22 protein-coding genes are annotated in these 22,880 nt (G+C 58.0%); 13 read left to right on the top strand and 9 right to left on the bottom strand.

Annotated elements, in window-relative coordinates; translation table 11 throughout:
* Positions 1-30 precede the first annotated feature (30 nt).
* From FMN52_RS17915 to FMN52_RS17900, 4 genes are all read left to right on the top strand, one after another.
* Positions 31-813, top strand: a complete 783-nt coding sequence (locus tag FMN52_RS17915) for an enoyl-CoA hydratase-related protein (protein WP_148609979.1) — start codon at positions 31-33, stop codon at positions 811-813.
* Between the two features lie 56 nt (positions 814-869).
* Entirely contained in the window at positions 870-2,009 is a 1,140-nt protein-coding gene (gene aliB, locus FMN52_RS17910) for a cyclohexanecarboxyl-CoA dehydrogenase (protein WP_148609978.1), read from the top strand.
* A gap of 74 nt (positions 2,010-2,083) precedes the next feature.
* A complete protein-coding gene (locus FMN52_RS17905; RefSeq protein ID WP_148609977.1) occupies positions 2,084-3,295 on the top strand; it encodes an ABC transporter substrate-binding protein in 1,212 nt (403 codons plus the stop codon).
* A gap of 178 nt (positions 3,296-3,473) precedes the next feature.
* On the top strand, positions 3,474-3,944 hold the full coding sequence (locus tag FMN52_RS17900; protein ID WP_148609976.1) for a MarR family transcriptional regulator: 471 nt from the start codon (positions 3,474-3,476) through the stop codon (positions 3,942-3,944).
* Positions 3,945-3,969: 25 nt separating this feature from the next.
* Here the strand turns inward: FMN52_RS17900 and FMN52_RS17895 are convergent, their stop codons facing one another.
* Positions 3,970-5,577, bottom strand: coding sequence for a choline dehydrogenase (locus FMN52_RS17895; protein ID WP_148609975.1), 1,608 nt, complete (start codon positions 5,575-5,577; stop codon positions 3,970-3,972).
* Positions 5,574-7,550 carry an alkyl sulfatase dimerization domain-containing protein gene (locus tag FMN52_RS17890; protein WP_162851888.1) on the bottom strand — a complete coding sequence of 659 codons (1,977 nt, stop codon included), beginning with the start codon at positions 7,548-7,550 and terminating at the stop codon, positions 5,574-5,576. The genes FMN52_RS17895 and FMN52_RS17890 overlap by 4 nt, the downstream gene beginning before the upstream one ends.
* A gap of 144 nt (positions 7,551-7,694) precedes the next feature.
* Between FMN52_RS17890 and FMN52_RS17885 the strand changes: the two genes are divergently transcribed.
* Positions 7,695-8,591, top strand: coding sequence for a LysR family transcriptional regulator (locus FMN52_RS17885; RefSeq protein ID WP_148609974.1), 897 nt, complete (start codon positions 7,695-7,697; stop codon positions 8,589-8,591).
* A gap of 102 nt (positions 8,592-8,693) precedes the next feature.
* Here the strand turns inward: FMN52_RS17885 and FMN52_RS17880 are convergent, their stop codons facing one another.
* Positions 8,694-9,086, bottom strand: a complete 393-nt coding sequence (locus tag FMN52_RS17880; RefSeq protein ID WP_148609973.1) for a glutaredoxin — start codon at positions 9,084-9,086, stop codon at positions 8,694-8,696.
* 151 nt (positions 9,087-9,237) lie between these two features.
* On the opposite strand from FMN52_RS17880, the gene FMN52_RS17875 reads away from it, so the two are divergent.
* Entirely contained in the window at positions 9,238-10,920 is a 1,683-nt protein-coding gene (locus tag FMN52_RS17875; protein WP_240339529.1) for an FAD-binding oxidoreductase, read from the top strand.
* On the opposite strand, the gene FMN52_RS17870 is transcribed toward FMN52_RS17875, so the two are convergent.
* Both FMN52_RS17870 and FMN52_RS17865 read right to left on the bottom strand, forming a co-directional pair.
* On the bottom strand, positions 10,907-12,040 hold the full coding sequence (locus tag FMN52_RS17870; protein ID WP_148609971.1) for a putative sulfate/molybdate transporter: 1,134 nt from the start codon (positions 12,038-12,040) through the stop codon (positions 10,907-10,909). The genes FMN52_RS17875 and FMN52_RS17870 overlap by 14 nt on opposite strands.
* A gap of 34 nt (positions 12,041-12,074) precedes the next feature.
* A complete protein-coding gene (locus FMN52_RS17865; protein ID WP_148609970.1) occupies positions 12,075-12,959 on the bottom strand; it encodes a helix-turn-helix transcriptional regulator in 885 nt (294 codons plus the stop codon).
* 117 nt (positions 12,960-13,076) lie between these two features.
* On the opposite strand from FMN52_RS17865, the gene FMN52_RS17860 reads away from it, so the two are divergent.
* From FMN52_RS17860 to FMN52_RS17830, 7 genes are all read left to right on the top strand, one after another.
* Positions 13,077-13,775: an ABC transporter permease gene (locus tag FMN52_RS17860; protein ID WP_148609969.1), complete on the top strand. Its 699-nt coding sequence runs from the start codon at positions 13,077-13,079 to the stop codon at positions 13,773-13,775.
* Entirely contained in the window at positions 13,772-14,515 is a 744-nt protein-coding gene (locus FMN52_RS17855) for an ATP-binding cassette domain-containing protein (RefSeq protein WP_148609968.1), read from the top strand. Before FMN52_RS17860 ends, FMN52_RS17855 begins: the two co-directional genes overlap by 4 nt.
* Positions 14,516-14,547: 32 nt before the next feature.
* Positions 14,548-15,354 (top strand): substrate-binding domain-containing protein, encoded by an 807-nt coding sequence (locus FMN52_RS17850; protein ID WP_148609967.1) that lies wholly within the window; start codon positions 14,548-14,550, stop codon positions 15,352-15,354.
* A 180-nt stretch (positions 15,355-15,534) separates the two neighbouring features.
* Positions 15,535-16,404: a formate dehydrogenase accessory sulfurtransferase FdhD gene (locus FMN52_RS17845; protein WP_148609966.1), complete on the top strand. Its 870-nt coding sequence runs from the start codon at positions 15,535-15,537 to the stop codon at positions 16,402-16,404.
* A gap of 12 nt (positions 16,405-16,416) precedes the next feature.
* Positions 16,417-17,004, top strand: coding sequence for a molybdenum cofactor guanylyltransferase MobA (gene mobA / locus FMN52_RS17840; protein ID WP_148609965.1), 588 nt, complete (start codon positions 16,417-16,419; stop codon positions 17,002-17,004).
* A complete protein-coding gene (gene mobB / locus FMN52_RS17835; RefSeq protein WP_148609964.1) occupies positions 17,001-17,492 on the top strand; it encodes a molybdopterin-guanine dinucleotide biosynthesis protein B in 492 nt (163 codons plus the stop codon). Before mobA ends, mobB begins: the two co-directional genes overlap by 4 nt.
* Positions 17,493-17,518: 26 nt before the next feature.
* Complete coding sequence (locus FMN52_RS17830; RefSeq protein ID WP_148609963.1) at positions 17,519-18,766, top strand: molybdopterin-binding protein; 1,248 nt, start codon at positions 17,519-17,521, stop codon at positions 18,764-18,766.
* Here FMN52_RS17830 and FMN52_RS17825 read toward each other — a convergent pair whose 3' ends face one another.
* Genes FMN52_RS17825 through FMN52_RS17810 form a run of 4 tightly spaced genes read right to left on the bottom strand, consistent with a single transcriptional unit; the run spans position 18,767 to position 22,786 of the window.
* A complete protein-coding gene (locus FMN52_RS17825) occupies positions 18,767-19,243 on the bottom strand; it encodes a DUF6505 family protein (RefSeq protein ID WP_148609962.1) in 477 nt (158 codons plus the stop codon).
* Positions 19,240-19,944 carry a biotin/lipoate--protein ligase family protein gene (locus FMN52_RS17820; protein WP_148609961.1) on the bottom strand — a complete coding sequence of 235 codons (705 nt, stop codon included), beginning with the start codon at positions 19,942-19,944 and terminating at the stop codon, positions 19,240-19,242. The genes FMN52_RS17825 and FMN52_RS17820 overlap by 4 nt, the downstream gene beginning before the upstream one ends.
* A complete protein-coding gene (locus FMN52_RS17815; RefSeq protein WP_148609960.1) occupies positions 19,941-20,789 on the bottom strand; it encodes an Mrp/NBP35 family ATP-binding protein in 849 nt (282 codons plus the stop codon). Before FMN52_RS17815 ends, FMN52_RS17820 begins: the two co-directional genes overlap by 4 nt.
* Before the next feature lie 17 nt (positions 20,790-20,806).
* A complete protein-coding gene (locus tag FMN52_RS17810) occupies positions 20,807-22,786 on the bottom strand; it encodes a 4Fe-4S binding protein (RefSeq protein ID WP_148609959.1) in 1,980 nt (659 codons plus the stop codon).
* Between the last annotated feature and the right edge of the window lie 94 nt (positions 22,787-22,880).

The following is a 22,880-nucleotide window of genomic DNA, read 5'->3' as shown; positions in this document are numbered from 1 at the left end:
GACCAGTTAAACGATCAAGGAGAACGCACCATGAATTACGAAGACATCCTGTACGACGAAAACAACGGCGTCGCCACCATCACCATCAATCGGCCGGATCGTTACAACGCTTTCCGCGGCCAGACCTGCATGGAGCTGCTGGACGCCTTCAACCGCGCCGGCTGGAACAAGGACATCGGCGTCATCGTGTTCACCGGCGCTGGTGAAAAAGCCTTCTGCACCGGCGGCGACCAGGGCGCCCACGAAGGCCAGTACGACGGCCGCGGTCTGATTGGCCTGCCCGTGGAAGAGCTTCAGCGCACCATCCGCGAAGTGCCCAAGCCGGTGATTGCCCGGGTCAACGGCTTCGCTATCGGCGGCGGCCACGTGCTGCACGTGATCTGTGATCTGAGCATTGCCTCGGAAACTGCCGTCTTTGGCCAGGTCGGCCCGAAAGTCGGCTCGGTGGATCCCGGCTTCGGCACCGCTTACCTGGCGCGGGTTGTCGGTGAGAAGCGCGCCCGGGAAATCTGGTACCTGTGCCGCAAGTACAGTGCACAGCAGGCACTGGATTGGGGCCTGGTCAACGCCGTGGTGCCACCGGAACAGCTGGATGAGGAAGTACAGAAGTGGTGTGAGGAAATCCTGGAGAAGAGCCCCACCGCTCTCACCATCGCAAAACGCTCGTTCAACGCCGATAGTGACAACATTGCCGGTATTGGAGCCCTCGGGATGCAGGCTCTGAGCCTCTATTACGACACCGACGAGTCCAAAGAAGGCGTGAAAGCCTTCAAGGAAAAGCGCAAGCCGGACTTCCGGAAATTCTACAAGTAAGCGGACCGACCCGGTGGCCACCCGTCACCGGGTCACAGACACTCCCGGAGAACACCATGAATTTCGCATTTAATGAAGAACAGAACGCGATCCGCGACGTTGTGGCCCGCTTCAGCGCCGAGGTGCTGGCTCCGGGCTACCGCAAACGGGATCAGGAAGGCGTCATCGAAAAGGATGTCATCCGCCAGCTCGGCGAGATGGGACTGCTTGGTGGCGAACTGCCCGAAGAGTTCGGCGGCAGCGGCATGGACTGTGTTACCAGTGGCCTGATCATCGAGGAAATCTCCACAGGGGATTTCAACGTTGGCTACATCCCCCTGCTGACTTCCCTGAACGGCCAGATCATTGCCAGCCACGCGGCCCCAGACCTGGCGAAGGAGTGGCTGCACGGCATGACCACCGGCCAAAAAGTGGCCTGCATCGCACTGACCGAACCCCACGGCGGCTCCGACGCCGCCAACCTGCGCCTCAAAGCAGAGAAGAAGGGCGACGTTTACGTGCTCAACGGTGAGAAAACGTCAATCTCCATGGCCGACCAGGCCGACGTGGCAGTGGTCTTTGCCCGTACCGGCACGGTGGAACAACGGGCCTCCGGCATCAGCGCGTTCCTGGTGCCCATGGACAGTCCAGGCATCACCACTACCCGTTTTGAGGACAACGGCCAGCGTGCTATCGGTCGCGGCTCGATCTTCTTCGATAACGTGGAAGTGCCCGCCGTCAACATGATGGGCGACGAGGGAAAAGGCTTCAAACAGGTCATGCAGGGCTTTGATTACAGCCGCGCCCTGATCGGCCTGCAGTGCCTGGCCGTCGCGCAACAATCCCTGGATGAAACCTGGCAATGGCTGACCGAGCGAACCGCCTTCGGCCAGAACCTGTCCGCGTTCCAGGGTCTGACTCATCCGCTGGCTGAATACCAGACCTATGTTCATGCTGCGCGCATGCAGTGCTACCACGCACTATGGCTCAAGGACAACAACCTGCCCCATAACGCCGAAGCCGCCATGAATAAATGGTGGGGACCGAAATTGGCCTTTGATGTGGTGAAACAGTGCCTGCTGGCCCACGGCCATACCGGCTGGGGTGAGGACCTGCCGTTTGCCCAGCGCCTGAGAGATGTTCTTGGTCTTCAGATTGGCGATGGCACAGCCCAGATCATGAAAAACATCATTGCGAAGGAATACCTACCCAAGTAAGCAAACGAATCAACCTGACAAAAGCAACAAGAACCCAAACCAAAACAAGTTTCGTAGCGGAGATCGATAGAACAATGAAAAATACAAAAAAGCTTCTGCCCTCAGTCGTTGCCTCAGCTCTTATGGCAGGCAGTGCCCAGGCTGCCATATCTGGAGATACGGTTAAGCTGGGATATCTCGCTGACATGTCTGGCACGTACCGTGATCTTGCCGGCCCGAATGGTTTGACGGCGATGGAAATGGCGGTTGCTGATTTTGGCGGCAAGGTCAACAATGCCACCATTGAGGTAGTCAGTGCTGACGACCGCAACAGCCCGGACGTTGCCTCCAGCACCGTGCGTCGCTGGGTAGAAAACGACGGAGTCGACATGGTTGGCGGTTTGGTGGCCTCTTCTGTGACAATCGCCACCACCAAGATCCTTGAAGAGAACAACAAACTGGCGATGATCTCCGGGTCCGCAGCCTCAAGCATCACCAACGAACACTGCACCCCAAATCATATTCAGTACGTCTATGACACCTACGCACTGTCCATTGGCACCCCAACCGCGATCGTTCAGGAAGGCGGCAAATCCTGGTACATACTGACCGCAGACTATGCCTTCGGTCATGCCATGGAAGCGGACGTCACACGGGTTGTAGAAGCCAATGGTGGTGAGATTCTGGGAAGCATCCGCCACCCATTCCCGACTCCTGACTTCTCTTCATTTATTTTGCAGGCCCAGGCTTCTGGCGCCGATGTCATTGCTCTGGCAAACGCCGGTGCAGATACCACCAATGCGATCACCACTGCGGCAGAGTTCGGTATTACCCAGTCAGGCCAAACCATTGCCGGGCTTGTCGTATTTATCAGTGACATACACGCTCTCGGTCCTCAGGCGGCTCAGGGGCTGCAGCTTACTACCGGTTGGTACTGGGACATGAACGACGAGACTCGTGAGTGGTCTGATCGTTTCATGGAAGAAACCGGCACCCGTCCAACCATGGTGCATGCGGGCATCTACTCCAGCACGATGCAATACCTGAAGGCGGTGGAAGCTACTGGCTCGGATGACTCCCAAACTGTCCGCCAGCATCTGATAGAGACTCCGATCAACGACATGTTTGCCAAAAACGGTCGTATCCGTGAAGACGGCCGCATGGTTCATGACATGTATCTGGCCCAGGTGAAAACACCGGAAGAATCTACCGGCGAGTGGGATCTGTACAAGATCGTTCGAACTATTCCCGGCGACGAAGCGTTCCGCCCGCTATCCGAGAGCAAGTGCAAACTGATCAATAACTGAGTGAAGACTGCGACTACGGAGTTTCCTGCGAGACCTCAGGGAACTCCGGATTCCAGGTGCCCTACTCCTTCGGCGTGACGCAAGAAAATGCGGAAGATCACCCCGGATCTATGTGAAGATATCGCTGATGAATAGACTCAAACGTCTTGCGAACCATTCTTTACCAATGGGATACGAAATGATCGTTAACGAATCCGGAGGCATTCCCAACCGGCTATTTTTTCGCCTGTTCCAGACTGGAAACATTCTGCAGCGCCAGGTTCAGAATGAGATGGGCATCAGTGCTGTGCAGTGGGCAGTACTGGGTGCTTTGTCCCGAGAAGGATTCGAAGACGGCACCTCATTCAACCAGTTGAAAGAGTACCTTTACGTCAGTCGCCAAAACCTCGATGGCGTCCTCAAACGAATGGAAAGAGATGGGCACGTCGTTCGGATACCGGATCCCCAAGACCGCCGGGCTCGGCTGGTGGTGCTGACCGAATCTGGTCGGACTTTCTGGAATCGACTGCAGGACACCATTGCCGAGTTTTACCGACAAGCCATGCAGGAGATGAGTTTTGATGACGGCGTCAGCTTGCTCCATCTTTTGAAAAAGCTTCAGCACGGACTTATTGACGTTTCTCTCGAATCTCCCCGCCGAGACCAATGAGGGACCGAATGTCGGAACCCACCTCCTACTTGAGGATCATGTCAGCAGCCTTTTCGGCAATGGCAATCGTAGGCGCGTTGGTATTGCCGCTAATCAGCCGTGGCATGATGGACGCGTCCACGACACGGAGGCCCTCGAGCCCGTGCACCCTGAGTTGTGGGTCCACTACCGCCATCCTGTCAGTTCCCATTTTGCAGGTACCCACCGGGTGGTATACCAGGCCCACCTTTTCCTTCACCTTTTCGATGATCTGCTCGTCAGACTGGCGATCTGCGCCCGGGTGGAGTTCCTCACCCCGATAATCGTCAAAGGCCTTCGCCGCGAGAATCCGGCGGGCCTGGCGGATACCATCCACCATGACTTTGCAGTCATCGGGATCGGCAAAGAAGTTGTAGTCGATTTCCGGCGCCGCAAACGGATCGGCCGACGTTATGGTTACGGTGCCGGAGCTCTTCGGCCGCAGCACACAGACATGCACTGAATAACCGGGGTTGGACATGAGTTTCAGGTCCCGACCGCTATCATCAAACAGGAGCGGCAGCATGTGGAGCTGAACATCCGGACGATTAACGCTGTCACTGGATTTGATAAAACCGCCAGCCTCGGTGATGGATTTAGCGAGCTTGCCCCGTTTACTGAGGAGGTATCGGATGGTATCCGGGACCATTTTCAGCAGGCCGCCGAGCGAGGCCGTGAAGCCGTTGTTTTTCCGGCTTGAGACAAGCACACAGGCATCCACGTGCTCCTGGAGGTTCTTGCCCACTCCCGGCAATTCGTGCAGGCACCGAATACCCAGGCTTTCCAGCGCGTCGCAGTCTCCGACGCCTGAAAGCTGAAGCAACTGTGGTGAATTAACTGCCCCACCACTGAGAATGATTTCCCGATTTGCCTGCAACACCAGGTCTTTGTCCTTGTGACGAAGCGCTACCGCAACGGCCCGCTTGCCCTCGAGCACCACTTTTTTCACCCGCGCTTCGGTAAGCACGGTCAGGTTTTGGCGATTCATCGCGGGCTTGAGGTACGCATCGGCGGCACCAAACCGACGGCCGTTTTTGATGTTCAGGTGGAAATACCCCACACCTTCCTGTTCGGCGCCGTTAAAATCACTGCTGTAGCGAAAACCGGCCTGTCGGGCCGCATCGACGAAGACTCCAGACATCGGATATTCGGCCGTTTCCGGAGCACTGATATAGAGGTTGCCGCCTTTGCCATGATAGGGGGTTCCGGCCAGCGTCTCGTGGTGTTCCGATTTCAGGAAGTAAGGCAACATCTCGGCATAGCCCCAGCCTTCATTACCCAGAGCCTCCCACTCGTCGTAGTCCTCTTTCTGGCCCCGCACATACAACATACCGTTGATTAACGAACTCCCCCCCAGCCCTTTGCCACGAGGGGTAAACAAAGGCTGGCCACCACGCAGTCGCTGGTCGGGCCTGGCGTTGAACGCCCAGTTGTATGTCTTGATGAACATATGGGCAGCAAAAGCGCCCGGTGTCCGGATTGTGAACGAGCCTTTGCCGGGCCCGGCCTCTATTACGCAGACAGAATATCGGCCGTCCGCTGACAGGCGGTCTGCCAGTACACAGCCGGCAGAGCCGGCACCGACGACGATGTAATCAAAGCTCTCGTTGATCATTGCATCGCCACCGGTTCAATGATGGCAAAGTTTGATGGCGGCTGTTCGAGCATTTGCAGCAGGCCAAAGAAGGCGTCCACTGATTCTTCAACCTTGATATCGCCTGCCTCCACCGCCTCCGGGAAACTGGTTTTTTGCAGGAGGATATTGTCCAGAACCGCTCGGGACATACTCACGCTGGCGTGGGCATGCTCGTCCAGTTCCCCTGACCGATGGGTCAGCGTGGCATTCTGTAAGTTCAGCCGGTAATCCTCGCCCTTGTCGGTAATGGACCAGTTAATCACCAGGTGCTTTCCAGCCGCTTTTTCCGGGTCAACCCTTACCCCCATGGCATCAAAAAACATGCTGGTTTCCAGCGCCTGCATCAGGTCTGGCTGCAGCCCCACATGTTTCGGCGTAATCACGCCGTGGCGCAATTCATGCGCGCCAACAAGGTAGGCACTACGCCAGGTGCCCGCCTCAGCCTGGTAGCCAAGCTGCTCGAGAGCGTCCGCCCCCAGTTCGCGCGCTTCACGGTTTTCAGGGTTGGCATAAACGAGATGTCGCATCACTGATGCCACCCAGCGATAGTCTCCGTCGGCAAAGTCTTTGCGGGCCTTTCGGAGCACTTCCGCCTCACCGCCCATGTAATCAATGGTGCGTCTGGATTCTTCACTAGGTGGCAAAGGGTTTAGGTTGGCGGGATTGGCGTCATACCAACCCATGTAGCGCTGATATACACCGCGGGCATTGTGGCTGACGGTTCCGTAATAACCGCGCGCTGACCATTCCTGGTTCAGGCTTTCAGGCAACTGCAGGTTTTCAGCAATATCCCCGGGCAACATGCCGCGGTTCATCATACGAACCGTCTGATCATGGATATGCTTGTAAAGGTCCCTTTGAACTTCCAGAAAATGCGTGATGTCTTCCGGGTTCCAGATCGGCCAGTGATGCTGGGCCACCAGAATGTCCGCGCGATCGGCGAAGCGAACCAGTACCTTATCGATAAATTTGGACCAGGAATTGGCGTCCCGAATCGCGGCTCCGCGGATGGTGTAGATGTTATGCAGTTGCTGGCTGGTGATCTCGGCGGTGTTGAGCACACTGAACTGAGGGAAATACATCATCATCTCAGATTCGGCTTCGGTGCCGTGCGCCATCTGGAACTCAATCTCGATACCATCAATGGTCAGATTGGCGTTGTCAGGTACCGTATCCGTGGGTGCAATGAGGCTGAGCCCGCCACTACCCAATGCCTTGCCAAGCCCGGTGTCGACATGGCCTCTAACGCCTGGAGGCAAGCCGGCGCCAAACTGGTAGGTGGCGCGACGGGTCATCGCGTTGCCGGCAATCACGTTCTCTGCAATTGCATGCTCCATGAACCCCTCCGGAGCATAGATCCGCACCTTCCCAGCCCGGACATCCTCCTCATTCACCACACCTTTCACACCCCCGAAATGATCCGCATGATTGTGTGTATAAAGCACGGCCACAACGGGCTTCTTGCCTCGGTGCTGGTAATAAAGCTCCAGACCGGCGCGCGCCGTTGCAGGCGTCAGCAGGGGATCGATGATGATCAGGCCGCTGTCACCCTCGATGATGGTCATATTGGACAGATCCATGTTGCGGACCTGGTACATGCCATCCACCACCTCGAACAGCCCATGGATCGCATTCAACTGCGCCATGCGCCACAGGCTGGGGTTGACGGAATCCGGAGCTGAATCGCCATTGAGGAAGGCGTAGGGCTCCATGTCCCAGGCCACATGACCCTCTTCGTCCAGTACCCGGCCATTCGGCAGCGCACCCACGAAACCACGACGCGCATCCTCAAATGATCGCGTGTCAGCAAACGGCAGCTCGTTCAGTACTGCCTGGTTAACCTGTGCTGTCACCGCAGCTGCCGGCTTGGAGGTTTCAGCCTGAACGATCGCTGGGAACAGTAAACCGGCACTTAAGGCTGCCAGCATGGCCTTCTTGAATAGGGGTAGCATGCGGAATCTCCTCTTTTTGGCGGCACCTGGGTTTTGTTGGTTTTGAATCGTGCGCCACGTAACTGCAGTTTGAAGCGAGGTGTTCCGTTCATCCAATGCAATGTTTCTTGACTTAGCATGCGCAAAACGCATAGATATAGTGCCATGGACACACGACACATCCGGCACTTCATGGCGTTGGTTGAGTGCGGCAGTTTTGCTCGCGCCTCTGAGGTCGTGCACCTGTCTCAACCGGCGTTAAGTCGTAGCATCCAGGAACTGGAGCGCCAACTGGGGGCAAGACTGTTCGATCGGGGGCGCTTCGGGGTGGTTTTAACCGCGCATGGGCGGGCCGCTCTGCCTCATGTCCGGGGCCTTCTGGCCGCGGCAGAGTCTTTAAGGCAGGAAGTCGAGGCCATCGACGAGCTTGAGACAGGCGAATTGAATATCGGAACTGGCCCCTACCCGGCGCTGGCCCTGATGGACAAGGTCTGTGCCCGGTTTGTGGATCAATACCCGGGAATCCGCCTCAACATACGAACAGATAACTGGCAGGACTTACGCCTTGCGCTGCTGGATCATGAGATAGAGCTTTTTGTGGCCGATACCGGCGAGTTGTCTGGCGATCCGGATCTGGACATTACCCATTTGCCGCAGCCCGAGGTTGTTGTGTTTTGTCGTCATGATCACCCGTTGGCCCAGGAAAAGGGGGTAGTTTGGGGAGATTTGCTCGATTATCCCCTGGCCATGACCCGTGTTCCTGAAGATATGGAGCGGAATATCCAGGCCATGAGCGCGCAACAAGGCGGGCTGAAACGGAGAATCGAGTGCGACAATATTGCCATGCTCGCGGCCATTGTTACTGGCAGCAAGGCCATCAGTATTGCGCCCAGACCTATAGTGGCCGGCTTGCTAGCCATTGGGCAGGTGACGACCATTCCTGTCAAAGGCATTGAAGCTTTGCGGACACGTTACGGTGTGATGCAGCGCTCTGGGAGACCGCTATCACCGGCGGCAGGTAAATTCCGCTCCCTGATTCTGGAATTCGCAAATCTGAAATAAACCATAGACATAGCAATGGTTGACGCTAGCAATCAGATGCCGCCAGCCAGGAGAGCAAGACCCGATGCACTTGCCCATCAACCAAGAGATCAACAACGGCAATCAGGCCGGCTCAAACCGCTCCTGCAACCATGCCTTGATCTCACCAGACTCGTACAACCAACGTTCACTGCCATCCTCATGCCGAATCTTCAGGCAGGGCACTTTGACACGACCACCACCGGCTTCCAACGCCGCACAATGCTCCGGGTCATGCTGGGCGTCGCGGGTTTCGATGTTGAGACCCAGCCTGGCAATTTCCTTTCTTACCTTGATACAGAACGGGCAAGCCTTGAACTGGTAAAGGGCGAGATCCTTGCTGGCCTCATCGACACGGGCCTGCTCTTCAGCGCTTCGGTTCACGCTTTCTGGCGTGCTGAGCTTTTCGCTGAGTAGCATAAAGGGCGTCAGTACCAGACGCAGGGTGCGGAAAAAATAACGAATAATAACTTTCATGGGTAAGGCTCGAACTCCTCATTAAAGGTGGCCTGAAGGATAGCGGCATTCAGGATTTATTTGCGTGCCTGATAGTGGTGTACGAGGATATCATTTCAAAGGATGAAGTGTTCAGAGTAACGGGGCAGTCCCTTCACTGATGGAGAACCAGATGTCTGAATCCGGCACCAAGTCACTCCGTAAACCCTTGCGATTCTGGGGCTGGGGCTATGCAGACGAGAATCTGCACCCGGACGAACATGCCATGATCGAAACGGTCACAAAAATGTTTGTACCGGAAGGTCTGGTGGAGATTGAGCCACCAGCGGTTGAAGACTTCGAGCTTCCCGCATCCCGATTACCATCGATTCCCGAGCACCTGTCAGACATTATTTCCACGACGCCCTACGACCGTCTGGTACACAGCTACGGAAAGTCCTACGCCGATATGGCCCGGATGCTGATGCGGCAAGTGCATAATCCGCCCGACGCCGTTGCCTTTCCCAAAACCGAAGACGACATCCAGCAACTGTTCAGCTATGCGGCCGAAAACAACATTGCACTCATCCCCTTTGGTGGCGGCACCAGCGTCTGTGGCGGCGTAGAGCCCGATGTTGGCGACACCTACCAGGCGACGATCAGTGTCGATACGGAGAACCTGAACCAGATTCTGGAGATTGATCCTGTCAGTCGCCGCGCGCGGATCCAGGCAGGTATTAAAGGCCCGGATCTCGAGCGGCAACTGAAGCAACATGGTTTAACGCTGCGCCATTACCCGCAGAGCTTTCCATTCGTCAGCCTCGGCGGCATGCTGGCAACCCGCGCTGGCGGCCATTTTGCGACCGTGTACACGCACATCGAAGACATGGTGGAAGCAACCAGGCTGGTCACGCCAAAAGGCATCATCGAGACCCGCGCGTTACCCGGATCAGGCGCGGGTCCATCGGCAGACCGCATGATCTGTGGCTCAGAGGGCACTCTGGGGATCATTACCGAAGCCACCATGCGGTTACAGCATCGACCCAAGTGGCGGGCCACTGCGTCGGTCTGTTTTGATCGCTTTATGAAGGGGGTCGATGCCGTCAGACAGATTGCGCAATCGGGTTTATTCCCGTCGAATTGCCGTCTGCTGGATGAAGCCGAAGTTGTGATCAACAGGATCGCTGACAAGCCCTGCGCCATTCTGGTTCTTGGTTTCGAATCCGCAGATCACCCGCAAGACCATAAAATCGAGCGGGCCGTCGCCATTGCCGAAGAACATGGCGGTGTTCTGCAAAAAGATGGCATTACCTATAACTCGGATCATTCAGAAAAAGGGTCCAGCGAAGCCGAATCCTGGAGAAATGCCTTCATCCGCATGCCTTACTGGCGCAATCGACTAACCGCCATGGGCATGATTGCCGACACCTTCGAAACCGCGATCACCTGGGACAAGTTCCCGAGCCTCTACAAGGCGGTGAAATCAACCATGGAGACCGCGCTTCGGGAGATCACGCAACGACCGTTTTCATTTTCCTGCCGCTTTACTCACGTTTACCCGGACGGGCCAGCGCCCTATTTCACGTTTTACTGCGTGGGCGACACTACCGGCGATCTCGGCAAAGCCCTGGAAAAGTGGAAACAGCTCAAGCGCATCTCGATGGAAGTGCTGGCTGAGCAGGGTGCTACCGTTACGCACCACCATGCGGTTGGTCGGGATCATCGTTTTGGCTATGAACAGCAGACATCTCCGCTGTTTCGCCAGACTTTGGCTGCGGGCAAACAATTTCTGGATCCCAACGGTATTCTCAATCCGGGGGTTCTCATTGACCCGAAAGATAAGGACATTGGCATTACGGGTGTCAGTTCTCTCTAGGCAATTCCTGGCCACGCACCCAGGCAGACCGAAAAGTCTCTGAAGCCACCCCGGCCAGCAGCCCGAAAAACGGGTCGACCCACACGGTCACCAGAGCGGTTATCGCGATCACAGGCCAGCAGGATGGCTTGGCTGTCCAAAGGCGCCTGGACAAGGCAAGCTCGGCAGCCGCCACAAACAGCAGCCCCCCCAGACCGGCCATCGGAATGGCCGCAATGATTGAAAGGCCGCCGGGAACGAAAGCGACCAGGAGCAAGCCTGTTCCTAGCAGAACAGGTGCCATCCCCGTCCGGGCACCGAAGCGGTGGTGGGCGGCGACACCACCCGCCCCGTGACACATGGGCAAAGCGCCGAGGGGGACGAGAAAAAGATTGGCCAGACCCGTGGACACCGACAACCGGGCAGGCGTGACACGATGCGATTGCTCGCCGAAGTAATCTCCAACCACCAGTGCCGTCAGAACGATGGCGTTGGTTAACGTAAGGGCAAGCTGGGGTAACACTAGTGTGGACACTGCTTGCTGCCAATCATCGATGCCCGGAAACTCCGGGAATGACAAGACAACTGAATCGGCCAGGGGAAGCATGAGCCCCGGAGCCCCAAGCAATTTACCAACTGCAACAGCACCAGCAAGCCCGAACAGCGCCGCGGGCCACTTCGGCAACAGCTTCAGGGTGATGCCCAGTATCGCCAGAGTAACCAGGCCCAGGGGCAAGGACGTGGCTATCAAACCGAGGCTCATGTGGGCCAGCATCAACCCCAACCCCAACTGAAGGCCGCTTAATACTGAACGAGGTATCAGGCGAGCAGCGTGGCTAATCCACCCGGTAAGGCCCAGTAACAACAGGATCGCCCCGATCAGCACGCCACTGGCGACCAGGCTCTGGGAAGTCACCTGAGTCGTCAGCAATAAGGCAGCAACCGCTTTCATGGGCTGGACCGGGACCGGCAGACGGTAATACAGCCCCGTTGCAATGTAGAACACGGCGAAGCCCAGCAGAACCGGTATCGGCGCCAGGCCCGCCAGTCCGACGGCCCCCAGCCCCAGGGGAATCAGGGTGCCAAGGTCACCTAACGCTCCACCGGCGTCCCCAACCAGATGTTTTTGTGCCGAAGGCATGATTCATTCGCCTGTTTGTTTTTATTGGCGCTGTTCAAGCATTGTAGATGACTTTGCCCAGATCACTGATATCGTAACCGCCGAGCGCCTCCGCGCGCTGGACAAAGCGCTCGCTGTCGGCAAATGCCAGCAGACGCTGGATGGCCGGCTCAAAGTAATGGCGCCTGCGCATGGCCAGGTCAAAGTGCTCTAGCTGCAAAGGGATAAATGCCAATCCCTGTCGCCGCGCCGCAGCCTCGATACCCACACCGACATCAGCCTCGCCCTGGCGAATAGCCAAAGCCAGATCGTCCTCACTGAGTGACGGGTGAGCAGCCCAAGCCAGCTGCTTGCTATCAATACGGTGGCTTTCCAGCAGACTCTGCAGCAAATGGCTGACGCCAGCATCCGGCTGGCGGTGCGCGACACGTATGCCAGGGCGCGCGACATCCTCAAGCCGCAAAAGGTTATGAGGATTATCTGCGGCCAGAAGCAGCCCCTGCTGGCGCTTTGCCCACCGAATCAGCACCAGGTCGCGCATACCGCTCAACCCCAACGTTGCCGGGTCGTTATAGCACTGATTCGCGGCATGCCAGATATGCATGCCGGCGAGCATCGCGCGCCCGTCAACCAGTCTTTGTACGCCATCACCGCTGCCCTGACACAGCAGAGCCAATTCGGCCCCGCTCTCCTTCACCGCCCACTCCAACAACGGATCCTGACTGCCCGCCAGAATCTGTGGAATCGGGGAGCTGACGGCATCGTCACCCTCCAGATGGTTCATCAGCCAAAGATCTATACGTTGGCGTGGGAACAACAGTTTTCCCGTTACCCGCACGCAGGGAATAACGCCCTGGCTGACCAGATCGTAGACTTTGCGCTCTTTCAGGCGCAGATACTCGGCAGCTTCAGCCGTGGTGAGGTAGGCGGGAAGGGGCATCAATCTCTCCTGCAAAGCGGGGAAAGCGTATGACTGTTTTTAGTTGCATATTTTTCAGAAGGCTGTGCAAAGCGTAGCCATAAACGCCACGATGCTCAATATCAAGGAGACGCAGCTGTGGAAAATAATGCGTTTTATGTGGCGCTCTCGCTACTGTTAAATTTCGATACCGCGCTTTTTCAGATCGTGGCGCTCTCACTGCAGGTTTCGCTTCTCGCGGTACTGATTGCAGCGGTGCTGGGGTTTCCCCTCGGTGCTGCGGTGGCACTCTGGCGCTTCCCCGGGCGCGGCGGAATGATTGTAGTGCTCAACGCCCTGATGGGGCTGCCTCCCGTGGTGGCCGGGCTGATGGTGTATTTACTGCTCTCGCGGGCAGGTCCGCTCGGAGATTGGGGGCTGCTGTTTACGCCGGGCGCCATGGTACTTGCCCAGGTGGTGCTGGTTTTGCCGATTCTGGCCGCGCTCTCGCGCCAGAAAGTGGAGGAGCTTCTGGGGGAATACCGGGAGCAGTTTGTTTCGCTCGGCATGTCTCGTTCTCGCATGATGCCCACCCTGTTGTGGGATGCCCGCTTCGCCTTGTTAACGATTCTGCTTGCCGGCTTTGGCCGCGCCAGTGCCGAGGTGGGTGCAGTGATGATGGTGGGCGGCAACATCGAGGGTGTAACACGGGTAATGACCACATCCATCGTGCTGGAAACCGGCAAGGGCAACCTGCCCCTGGCACTGGGTCTGGGGATTGTACTGCTCACGCTCGTGATGCTGATTAACGCCGGCGTGTATCTGGTGGGTGAGCTGACCAGGAGGCGGGTAGGATGACGTCGTTCCACGTTCCGCACCTCACCTCCTCCATCCTGTCGCCGCCACCGGCGCTTTGCTTCGATGGTGTCACCTTCAATCATGAAGACAAGGTACTGCTGGGGCCTTGCACGTTCACCCTTGAGGGCATCGGCCCCACTCTGGTGATGGGCCCTAATGGAGCCGGCAAGAGTCTTCTGCTGCGACTGGCTCACGGCCTGCTTCCTCCCACACAGGGGCAGGTTACATGGTCGGGTGAACTTTGCCCCCGCCAGGCGATGGTATTCCAGCAACCGGTGCTTTTGCGACGCTCGGCCGTCGCCAACCTCATTCACGCCCTGGCGGTGAATAATGTGCCGCGCAGAGCACGCACGAAGCTGGCTCACGATGCCCTTGAGCGTTTCGGACTCAACGCCTGCAGTAATACGCCGGCCCGGGTACTTTCCGGCGGCGAACAGCAGCGCCTTGCACTGGCCCGGGCCTGGGTACTTTCGCCCCAGGTACTCTTTCTGGATGAACCCACCTCCGCGCTCGACCCGGCGGCGATTAAAGCCGTGGAGGCCGCAGTGCGCGAGTTTCATCAGCGAGGCACCCGTATCGTGATGACCACCCACGATCTGCACCAGGCAAGGCGACTCGCCGGGGATGTGCTTTTCCTGTCGGGAGGGAAAGTGCGTGAACACACGCCCGCTGACGTCTTTTTTGACAAGCCCGTCTCGCGAGAGGCGCAGGCGTTTATCGCAGGAGAACTGGTCGAGTAGTTCGGCTGTTGACTAATAAGGAAGAAAACAAGATGAAGAAGACGCTAAATTTGTTACTCGCGAGTGTAACCAGCATGGGCCTCTCGTTCGGCGCCTATGCCGAGGACTACATCACCCTGGCCTCAACCACATCGACCGAGAATTCAGGCTTATTCGCCTCAATTCTACCTAAATTCGAAGACGCCACCGGCATCGAAGTTCGAGTGGTGGCCGTGGGTACTGGCCAGGCGTTTGAGATTGCCCGCCGCGGAGACGCCGACAGCCTGCTGGTGCACGATACTACCGGCGAAAAACGGTTTGTTGAAAACGGCTTCGCCAGTGAGCGAGCCGATGTTATGTACAACGACTTTGTGGTCATTGGCCCTGCCAGCGATCCAGCCAATATCAGTGAAGCGCAGACTGCCGCTGAAGCCTTCGCAGCGATTGCCAATGCTGAGGCGACATTCGCCTCACGGGGCGATGACAGCGGCACCAATCGCGCCGAACTTCGGCTCTGGAAAAACGCGGGCGTTGACCCCGATGGCGATTGGTACCGTGAACTCGGTAGCGGCATGGGACCAACGCTCAACACCGCTGCCGCCATGGATGCCTATGTGATGTCTGATCGCGCCACTTGGGTGGCCTTTGGCAACCGCCAGAATCTGGAACTGCTGTTCGAAGGCGACAAAGTGCTGTTCAACCAGTACGGCAGCCTGCGGCTGTCCGAAGCGAAGCACCCACACCTGAAGCACGAGATGGCGGCTAAATGGCACAGCTGGCTACTCTCCGAAGATGGCCAGCAGGCGATTGCCGACTTCAAGGTGGATGGACAACAACTGTTCTTCCCCAACGCACAGTAGGCGAACAGGCTGAGGGTTACTGACCCGGCCCTGTTTTACCCCGATGAGATGAAACCCCGGCATGCCGGGGTTTTTTATGGGCGGAAAACAGCGGTTTTTCCCGAATGCCAAATAGGCTAATCTCTGGCAATCTCCGTACAACTTCCATTCTTCGGCGTCCTTGAAACGGCTATAACAAAAATGACGATTGATCCCATACTTCCCGATCCCAAAGATCCCCGACTGTCCCGGCCAGTGGAGGGTGTTGACGAAAATGGCGAGGCCAAATCGATCAGCGTGATCGAGGAACGCCCCCTGACCATTTATCTGAACAGCCAGGAAATCGTCACGGCCATGACCATAGGCGATCACCCAGAGTATCTGGCACTCGGTTTTTTGCTGAACCAGGGCATGCTTAAAGAGAACGATCAGGTCACCGGGATCGACTTTGACGAAGAGCTGGAAGTCGCTGTCGTGCGTACGGCGGGCGTAACCGATGTCGAGGACAAGCTGGAAAAGAAAACCCGCACGTCCGGATGTGCCGTGGGCACCGTCTTCGGCGACATGATGGCCGGTCTGGACGGGCTGACTCTGCCAGACACGCCGGTACACACCAGCACCTTTTACGACCTTTCGTACCAGATCAACCACACACCCAGTCTGTACATGGAGACCGGCGCCATCCACGGCACCGCACTGTGCCAGGGCCGGAAGATCCTGGCCTACATGGAGGATGTCGGGCGTCACAATGCGGTCGACAAGATTGCCGGCTGGATGCACCTGAACAACATTTCTGCAGCCGATAAAGTGCTGTACACCACGGGGCGACTCACCTCGGAAATGGTGATCAAGACATCGCTCATGGGCATTCCCACACTCATCAGCCGCTCCGGCTTTACCGCCTGGGGCGTCGACATTGCCCGGCAAGTCGGGTTAACACTGATCGGACGGATGCGAGGCAAGAAATTCACCTGCCTGAGCGGCCAACACCGCCTGGTGTTTGATCAGGACCTCTCGCAGGTACCCGATGAAGACAAAAAGCTGCGTCGAAAAGGGGCTAAGCATGATTGACGGAGGCACGGCGTGACCGATTGCGCAGTCATCCTGGCCGGCGGCCAGGCAAACCGGATGGGCGGCGGCGACAAGGGCCGGCTTATGCTCGGCGACCAGTCATTGATCCAGCGGGTAATTGAGCTGATCACACCGCAGGTCGATGCGGTGGTGCTGAATGCCAACGGCGATATACACCGGTTTGACGATCTGGGTTTGCCAGTGGTCGCGGACTCGATCGAGGGTTTTCCCGGCCCACTGGCTGGTGTTCTCGCCGGCATGGACTGGGCCGCCGAGCAGGGCCATGACTGGCTGATCAGCGTCGCAGCCGATACCCCGTCCTTTCCCCGGGATCTGGCCGTAAGGCTTGCCGAACATGATACCCCGGTGGTACTGGCAGCCACGCCGGATCCTGAGCGCGGCCGGCTTCCGCAACCAACGTTTGGTCGCTGGCAGGTATCCCTGCGGCACGACCTTCGCGCCGCCTTGAACGATGGGGTTCGCAAGATCCGCCAGTGGACTCAGGCCCAGGGCGAAACCCTGGTGGTGTTCAACGAGGGCGACTTTTTTAACATCAATACGCCGGAAGATCTGGCCTGGGCGGAGCAGAATCTGAAGTGAACGTTATCGGCATCGTAGGTTGGAAAAACTCCGGAAAAACCACACTGGCCTCGGCCCTGATTCGTGAGCTGTCCAGCCGGGGGTTAACGGTCAATTCGATCAAGCACGCCCACCACATGGTGGATGTGGACCAACCCGGAACAGACAGCTACAAACATCGTGACGCCGGCGCCCGGGAGGTCATCCTCGCCGGCGGTCAGCGATTCGCCATCATGCACGAACTCCGGGGGGCGGCGGAGCCGACGCTGGATGACTTGTTGGCACGGCTGAGCCCCTGCGACTGGGTCGTGGTGGAGGGATTCAAGACCCACACCCACGCCAAGATCGAGGTGCATAGACGAGAGGGGTCGAGGTCACCGCTGTTCACCGAGGACCCGAGCATTGTTGCTGTGGCGTCGGACTACGCAGCCGAATTCTCGGGCCCCGTTTTCGACATAAACGACATCTCCGCCATCGCTGATTTTATTCTAAACCGTCAGCAAGCCTGAACGACATAACCGGGAGCCGAAGATCCATGAAACCGCTTCGCAACGACTGCTTTGCCCTGCCCCCTGGCGTCAACTGGACTCCGGTTGAAGAGGCCCTTGAGCGTTTGCGTTCACGGTTGCACCCTGTGGTGGAGACTGAACACGCCGTTCCGCTGTCCCGGGTAAACGGCCGTATCCTGGCAAGCGACGTCTACGCGCCCCGTGCACATCCACCAAGCAACAACTCGGCAGTCGACGGCTATGCACTGGCGGGCCCTGTAACGGATGTTCCCTGCTCCTTGCCTCTGGTCGATGGTCGCAGTGCCGCCGGCGAGCCTTTCAAAGGCCAGGTTCCCGCGGGACACGCGATCCGGATTCTCACCGGCGCAGTCATTCCGTCCGGGACAGACACAGTGGTCCTCGAAGAAGACTGCGAAGTCCGGGATGGCCAGCTGTACCTGAACGGCACGCTGAAAGCGGGCGCCAATGCCCGCAAAGCCGGTGAAGACATCCAGGCTCAGGATCAGATCCTGGTCGCAGGAACTCGTCTGACGCCCACGCAGATTTCCGTTCTCGCAAGCGTTGGGGTGGAGTCGGTCGACGTCTACCAGAAGCTGCGGGTTGGCGTTCTGTCCACCGGAGATGAGGTAAAGCCGGTGGGCGCCCCGGTCACTGATTGGCAGATCTACGACGCCAACCGGCCGATGCTCAGCGCCCTGGTCTCGCAACTGGGCTACGAGCTGGTGGACCTTGGCCATGCACTCGATCGGGCTGAAGAGGTCAAATCGGCTCTGGAAACAGGAGCGCAACAGTGTGATCTGATCCTCACCAGCGGCGGCGTATCGGCCGGCGACGAAGATCACGTGTCGAAAACCCTGAAAGCCCACGGCGACATCAGCAATTGGCGCATTGCCATCAAACCAGGCCGCCCGCTGGCCCTCGCCATGTTCCAGGGCACGCCCGTAGTGGGCCTGCCGGGCAATCCGGTCGCCGCCTGGGTCTGTGCCCTGCGGTTTGGCGCCCCGGCAATGGCATTACTTGCGGGCGGAGAATGGTTCGAACCTCAGGCCTATGTGATGCCGGCAAATTTTGCGAAAAACAAAAAGCCCGGGCGCAGCGAGATGTTGCGGGCACGGGTCCGCGATGGGCAGGTAGAGGTGTTCGGTTCGGAAGGCTCCGGCCGGGTGACCGGCCTGGCCTGGTCCGAGGGGCTGGTGGAACTGGATGAAAGCGCCCAGCAGATCGAGCCGGGCACTCCCGTGCGTTTTATTCCTTACGGCAGCTTCGGTCTGTAATCAGTCGACGCTGCCGTGAACCGCAAAGGCTTCCAGTGAAGCATCCTGAGGCCCCCGGGAACGGTAGGTTTCCTCGACACCCAGTTCGGTCAGGGTGCGGCTGACCATCAACAATGTGTTGTCCTCGAAATCCTCGCACATGCTGCGCATCTGGTCGATTTCCTCACAGGCAACCGGATAGGCCGCGTCGATATCCGGCGCGCCGAAATGGTCAACAAAGGTCTGCGCGAGGGTCCGGCGAACATGCTCCAGTTCCGGTTCGGTAATGTTGCAGACACCCACGAAACTGGCGCGCCCGCCTGATTCAATGCTGTACCAGCCGTTACTGAACGCCTGACGGGCTTTGCCTTTCAGGTCTGCCTCGGTCCAGTTGGAAAACTCGAAGCCACCGGAGATCGCCCACTCACCACTGGGTGCAGGCTTTTCAAATACGTTTTCGTCGGAAATATCCAGCTGAAGGGTTCGGGCCAGTTTCATACGTGCTCCGCGAATTCGATCAAACTCAATGTCTCGGTCATGACATCCTGACGCAACAGCATCCGGCCTTTTTCATCCAGGCCAACGAAGGTGCCGGGTCTGGGCAGTTCAATCATTTTGCCCAGAGTATCGCATCTTGGCCGCCACTCGTTGTGTACCCGCTCAAAGCCGCTGTCCAAAAAGTAGGTCAGCCACAGCAGGGTGTGCTTGGACCAGCTTTCCAGCAGGGCCATGGGCGTAATTTCGATGCAGCCTTCTTCATACAGGCAGGTCTCATCCGGATTTTCTCCCGGCTGGTCTGTCATCGGAATGAACGGTACCTCAATTCCAATCACCAGCCAGTTGGGGTAGGCCTTGGGATCGGACACATCCGATGCGAAACGGACACTGCCACAGAGCGCACCGTTTACCTTGATGCGATCGGGCCACTGAAAATGCACCGGCACTTCGGGCGGAGCCAACGCACCCAGACTCTCGGCAAGGCCAATCTGGGCCACATAGACTGCCTGAATAGCCTCTTCAAGCGGTGTTTCCGGTGCCAGAACCAGGGCCGCGCGCAGGCTGTCGCTTTGCTCGGAGTAGAACACCGTGCCGGAATCGACCCCCGCGATGGCGCGGCTGACGGCTTTATCGAACGGGTCCATGTGTCTGGGTACCACTTCTCCCGTAAGTAGCGGCGGGAACTGGGGTGATTCGATCATTGGATGGCCCGGGCGTAGACGTCAGAGGCGACAATTTCATCGGCGATGCGCTGGAAAGCCTGGGCCTGGGGGCTGTCAGGCTTCGAGACTACAATCGGGACACCGCCGTCAGATCCCAACCGGATATCGAGATCCAGGGGAATCTCTCCGAGGAAGGGCGAGCCCAGCTTCTCCGCCTCGGCTCGTGCGCCGCCGTGCCCAAACGGGTGGTGTTCCTTGCCACAGCCATCGCAGACAAACGAAGCCATATTTTCGATCAGCCCGAACAGCGGAACTTCCATTCGCTTGAACATATCAATGCCCTTTCGAGCATCCATCAAGGCGATATCCTGCGGTGTCGAGACAATGACCGCACCCGCCACGAAGAACTTCTGGCTCAGGGTCATCTGGACATCACCGGTGCCCGGCGGAAGATCCACGAGCAGCACGTCAAGCCGGCCCCATTCAACCTGGTTCATCATCTGCTGCAAGGCGCCCATCAACATCGGCCCGCGCCAGACGATAGCTTCGTCTTCCGGTGCCATCAGGCCCAGGGACATCAGCGTTACGCCGTGATTCCTCAGCGGCAGGATGGTGCTTCCATCCGGGCTGGACGGACGACCGGAAACCCCCAGCATACGGGGCTGGCTCGGGCCATAGACGTCAGCGTCCAGCAAGCCGACCTTCAGCCCTTTAGAGGCCAGGGCCACAGCCAGGTTGGACGACACGGTCGATTTACCAACGCCGCCCTTGCCCGAGGCAATGGCAATAATGCGATCCACGCCCCTCGGGTTCTTGTCCTGAGGCCTCGGAGCGTCAGTTCCGATCAGATTCGGTTTTTTTCCTACTTCGGTGTACTCAACCATGGTGTGTCCTGTTGTTTTTAACTGTCCAGATAATCATCACTGGTGCGGACCCGCGGGCGCTCGCCACCGGCCATTGGCGCTGTGCTCCCATGGAACTGGGCCTTGACCCGACAGTCATCGCACATCTTGATGAGCTGCACGTTATCAGAGTTCTTGTACATCCAGTGCTGGTTTTCCAGTTTCTCGACGATGCGGTTAATCGTGCTGGCAACGCCAAACGGGGTGCCACACTTGATGCATTCGAATGGCTCTTCACCGTGCAACGCCCGGGCACTGAGCGCCGCCTTGGACACATCGAGCTGGGGCTTCAGGGTGATGGCGGTCTCCGGGCAAGTACTCTCGCAGATACCACACTGGACACAGGCGTTTTCCGTGAACTGCACCTCGGGTCGATCCGGATGGTCACCAAGCGCGCCCGTCGGGCATAGTGATACACAGGCAAGGCAGAGCGTGCATTTATCGGAATCAATTTCGATGGCACCGTAAGGCGCACCTTTGGGCAACGGAATCGGCTCTTCGATCTTTTCCGACATGGCAGCCACTGTCACGCGAGTGATATCCCGGCGACCGCCCACCAGCAGTACAGGGTCGCTTACGCGCCCGGCATTATCGCCGGCGTCGCAAAGCTCAATGGCGGAAATAACTCTAATCCGGCTCGGCGAGTTGTGGGTACCCTTGAGCATGGCCTGGGCCAGCTCCACTTCTGCGGTCACTGCACGGCGATCCAGCTCGTTGTCCGCAAGGATGAGAACCTCGGCGTAGCCGGCACCAAACGCCGCCATTATTTCAGCGTGGCCGATCCGGTCGACATGCTCCAGCCCCATCGGGATCAGATCATCCGCGAGACCATTATCGTAGCGGGCCAGGTTGGCAATGGCCTCTGTGCCAGCTTCCAGGGTATGGAAGACCAGGCGGGGCGATTCGTGGGTATGCTCGCGGTAGACTTTGGCCATCACTTCCACAGCCTTGGTGATCGCCTCGAACGGCGTCTCATTCATGGTCACTGCAGAGGTGGGACAGACGGCAGCGCAGGAGCCGCAACCGGCACAGATATCCGAATCAATCTGGATGTGATCCCCGAAGGAAAAAATAGCCTCTGTCGGGCAGACATCCAGGCACCGTGTACAACCAGGCTTGTTGGCCCGGGAGTGCGCGCACAGAGACTCTTCGAGCCTGAAATAGACGGTTTTTTCGAATTCACCCACCATTTCCCTTGCCGTAAGGGCAATGCGCTCCAGCTCGCCGGACTTTTCCGGATCGGCCCAGAAGTAGCCGTTGCGCTTCTCGTGGCTCGGAAATGCCGGGGCGCCGCCCCGCAGATCGATAAACACATCGCATTCGCTGCGGGCGGTGGGCTTGGCCGCCTCGTAACCCAGCTCACCGCGACCGGCCGGGTGCAAGGGTTGCAGGTGGGCAAATTCCAGCTTGAAATTGCCAAGTGCACCGTAGGCTCCCGTCAGCTGACCTTTAGCCACGTCGTAAGCGGCGGATGGCAGCTGGATGGGGCCGGCATCATTAACAATGCAGGTGACGCCCAGTTCGTCCTGCACCAGCTCAGCCATCCTGATTGCCTGTTCGGTGGGACCGACAATGCAGCACACTCCGCTGGACTGGATGGTTTTTGCCGGGGCCATTGGTGGCGGCAATTGGGCTGCGGCAATCAGGGCTGCCTGCTTCGCATGCAGACGCTCGGGCGTGGCATCGGGGGCGCTCCAGCCGGCACGATCGCGGATATCAATGGATTGGAGCGGCGCGGAGTGCTGGGTCTCTGCGTGAACGTCCTCGGAGAGGCGCTCGAACAAAGCCGCCTGCTGGCCACAGGCAATCAGGACGTCATTGCTGGCGCCCAGATGCTCGGCGGCAATACTCATTTCCTTGCCGCACAGTTGATCAACTGCAATCACCTGCTCAGCAGCCGCGGCTTTGCGCAAGGCCTCTGAATCAAAGGTCTGTGATTTATCGCAGCTGCATAATAGTAGGGTCTTATATGCCGTCATCAGGAGTTTGACTCTTTCGTTGTTTTTATACGTATACGTATCTGTATCGCTTTTCGAGCATGCCACAGGCATTATCTTTTGGACAATTGGATAA

It is taken from the genome of Marinobacter sp. BW6 (genome assembly GCF_008107725.1).
Taxonomy (GTDB): domain Bacteria; phylum Pseudomonadota; class Gammaproteobacteria; order Pseudomonadales; family Oleiphilaceae; genus Marinobacter.
This window is presented reverse-complemented; position numbering and strand designations above follow the sequence as displayed.

Excerpts from the sequence above, each read along its gene's own strand:
- FMN52_RS17915 (WP_148609979.1), top strand. The coding sequence starts at position 31 with ATGAATTACGAAGACATCCTGTACGACGAAAACAACGGCGTCGCCACC.
- aliB (WP_148609978.1), top strand. The coding sequence starts at position 870 with ATGAATTTCGCATTTAATGAAGAACAGAACGCGATCCGCGACGTTGTG.
- FMN52_RS17905 (WP_148609977.1), top strand. The coding sequence starts at position 2,084 with ATGAAAAATACAAAAAAGCTTCTGCCCTCAGTCGTTGCCTCAGCTCTT.
- FMN52_RS17900 (WP_148609976.1), top strand. The coding sequence starts at position 3,474 with ATGATCGTTAACGAATCCGGAGGCATTCCCAACCGGCTATTTTTTCGC.
- FMN52_RS17895 (WP_148609975.1), bottom strand. The coding sequence starts at position 5,577 with ATGATCAACGAGAGCTTTGATTACATCGTCGTCGGTGCCGGCTCTGCC.
- FMN52_RS17890 (WP_162851888.1), bottom strand. The coding sequence starts at position 7,550 with ATGCTACCCCTATTCAAGAAGGCCATGCTGGCAGCCTTAAGTGCCGGT.
- FMN52_RS17885 (WP_148609974.1), top strand. The coding sequence starts at position 7,695 with ATGGACACACGACACATCCGGCACTTCATGGCGTTGGTTGAGTGCGGC.
- FMN52_RS17880 (WP_148609973.1), bottom strand. The coding sequence starts at position 9,086 with ATGAAAGTTATTATTCGTTATTTTTTCCGCACCCTGCGTCTGGTACTG.
- FMN52_RS17875 (WP_240339529.1), top strand. The coding sequence starts at position 9,238 with ATGTCTGAATCCGGCACCAAGTCACTCCGTAAACCCTTGCGATTCTGG.
- FMN52_RS17870 (WP_148609971.1), bottom strand. The coding sequence starts at position 12,040 with ATGCCTTCGGCACAAAAACATCTGGTTGGGGACGCCGGTGGAGCGTTA.
- FMN52_RS17865 (WP_148609970.1), bottom strand. The coding sequence starts at position 12,959 with ATGCCCCTTCCCGCCTACCTCACCACGGCTGAAGCTGCCGAGTATCTG.
- FMN52_RS17855 (WP_148609968.1), top strand. The coding sequence starts at position 13,772 with ATGACGTCGTTCCACGTTCCGCACCTCACCTCCTCCATCCTGTCGCCG.
- FMN52_RS17850 (WP_148609967.1), top strand. The coding sequence starts at position 14,548 with ATGAAGAAGACGCTAAATTTGTTACTCGCGAGTGTAACCAGCATGGGC.
- FMN52_RS17845 (WP_148609966.1), top strand. The coding sequence starts at position 15,535 with ATGACGATTGATCCCATACTTCCCGATCCCAAAGATCCCCGACTGTCC.
- FMN52_RS17830 (WP_148609963.1), top strand. The coding sequence starts at position 17,519 with ATGAAACCGCTTCGCAACGACTGCTTTGCCCTGCCCCCTGGCGTCAAC.
- FMN52_RS17825 (WP_148609962.1), bottom strand. The coding sequence starts at position 19,243 with ATGAAACTGGCCCGAACCCTTCAGCTGGATATTTCCGACGAAAACGTA.
- FMN52_RS17820 (WP_148609961.1), bottom strand. The coding sequence starts at position 19,944 with ATGATCGAATCACCCCAGTTCCCGCCGCTACTTACGGGAGAAGTGGTA.
- FMN52_RS17815 (WP_148609960.1), bottom strand. The coding sequence starts at position 20,789 with ATGGTTGAGTACACCGAAGTAGGAAAAAAACCGAATCTGATCGGAACT.
- FMN52_RS17810 (WP_148609959.1), bottom strand. The coding sequence starts at position 22,786 with ATGACGGCATATAAGACCCTACTATTATGCAGCTGCGATAAATCACAG.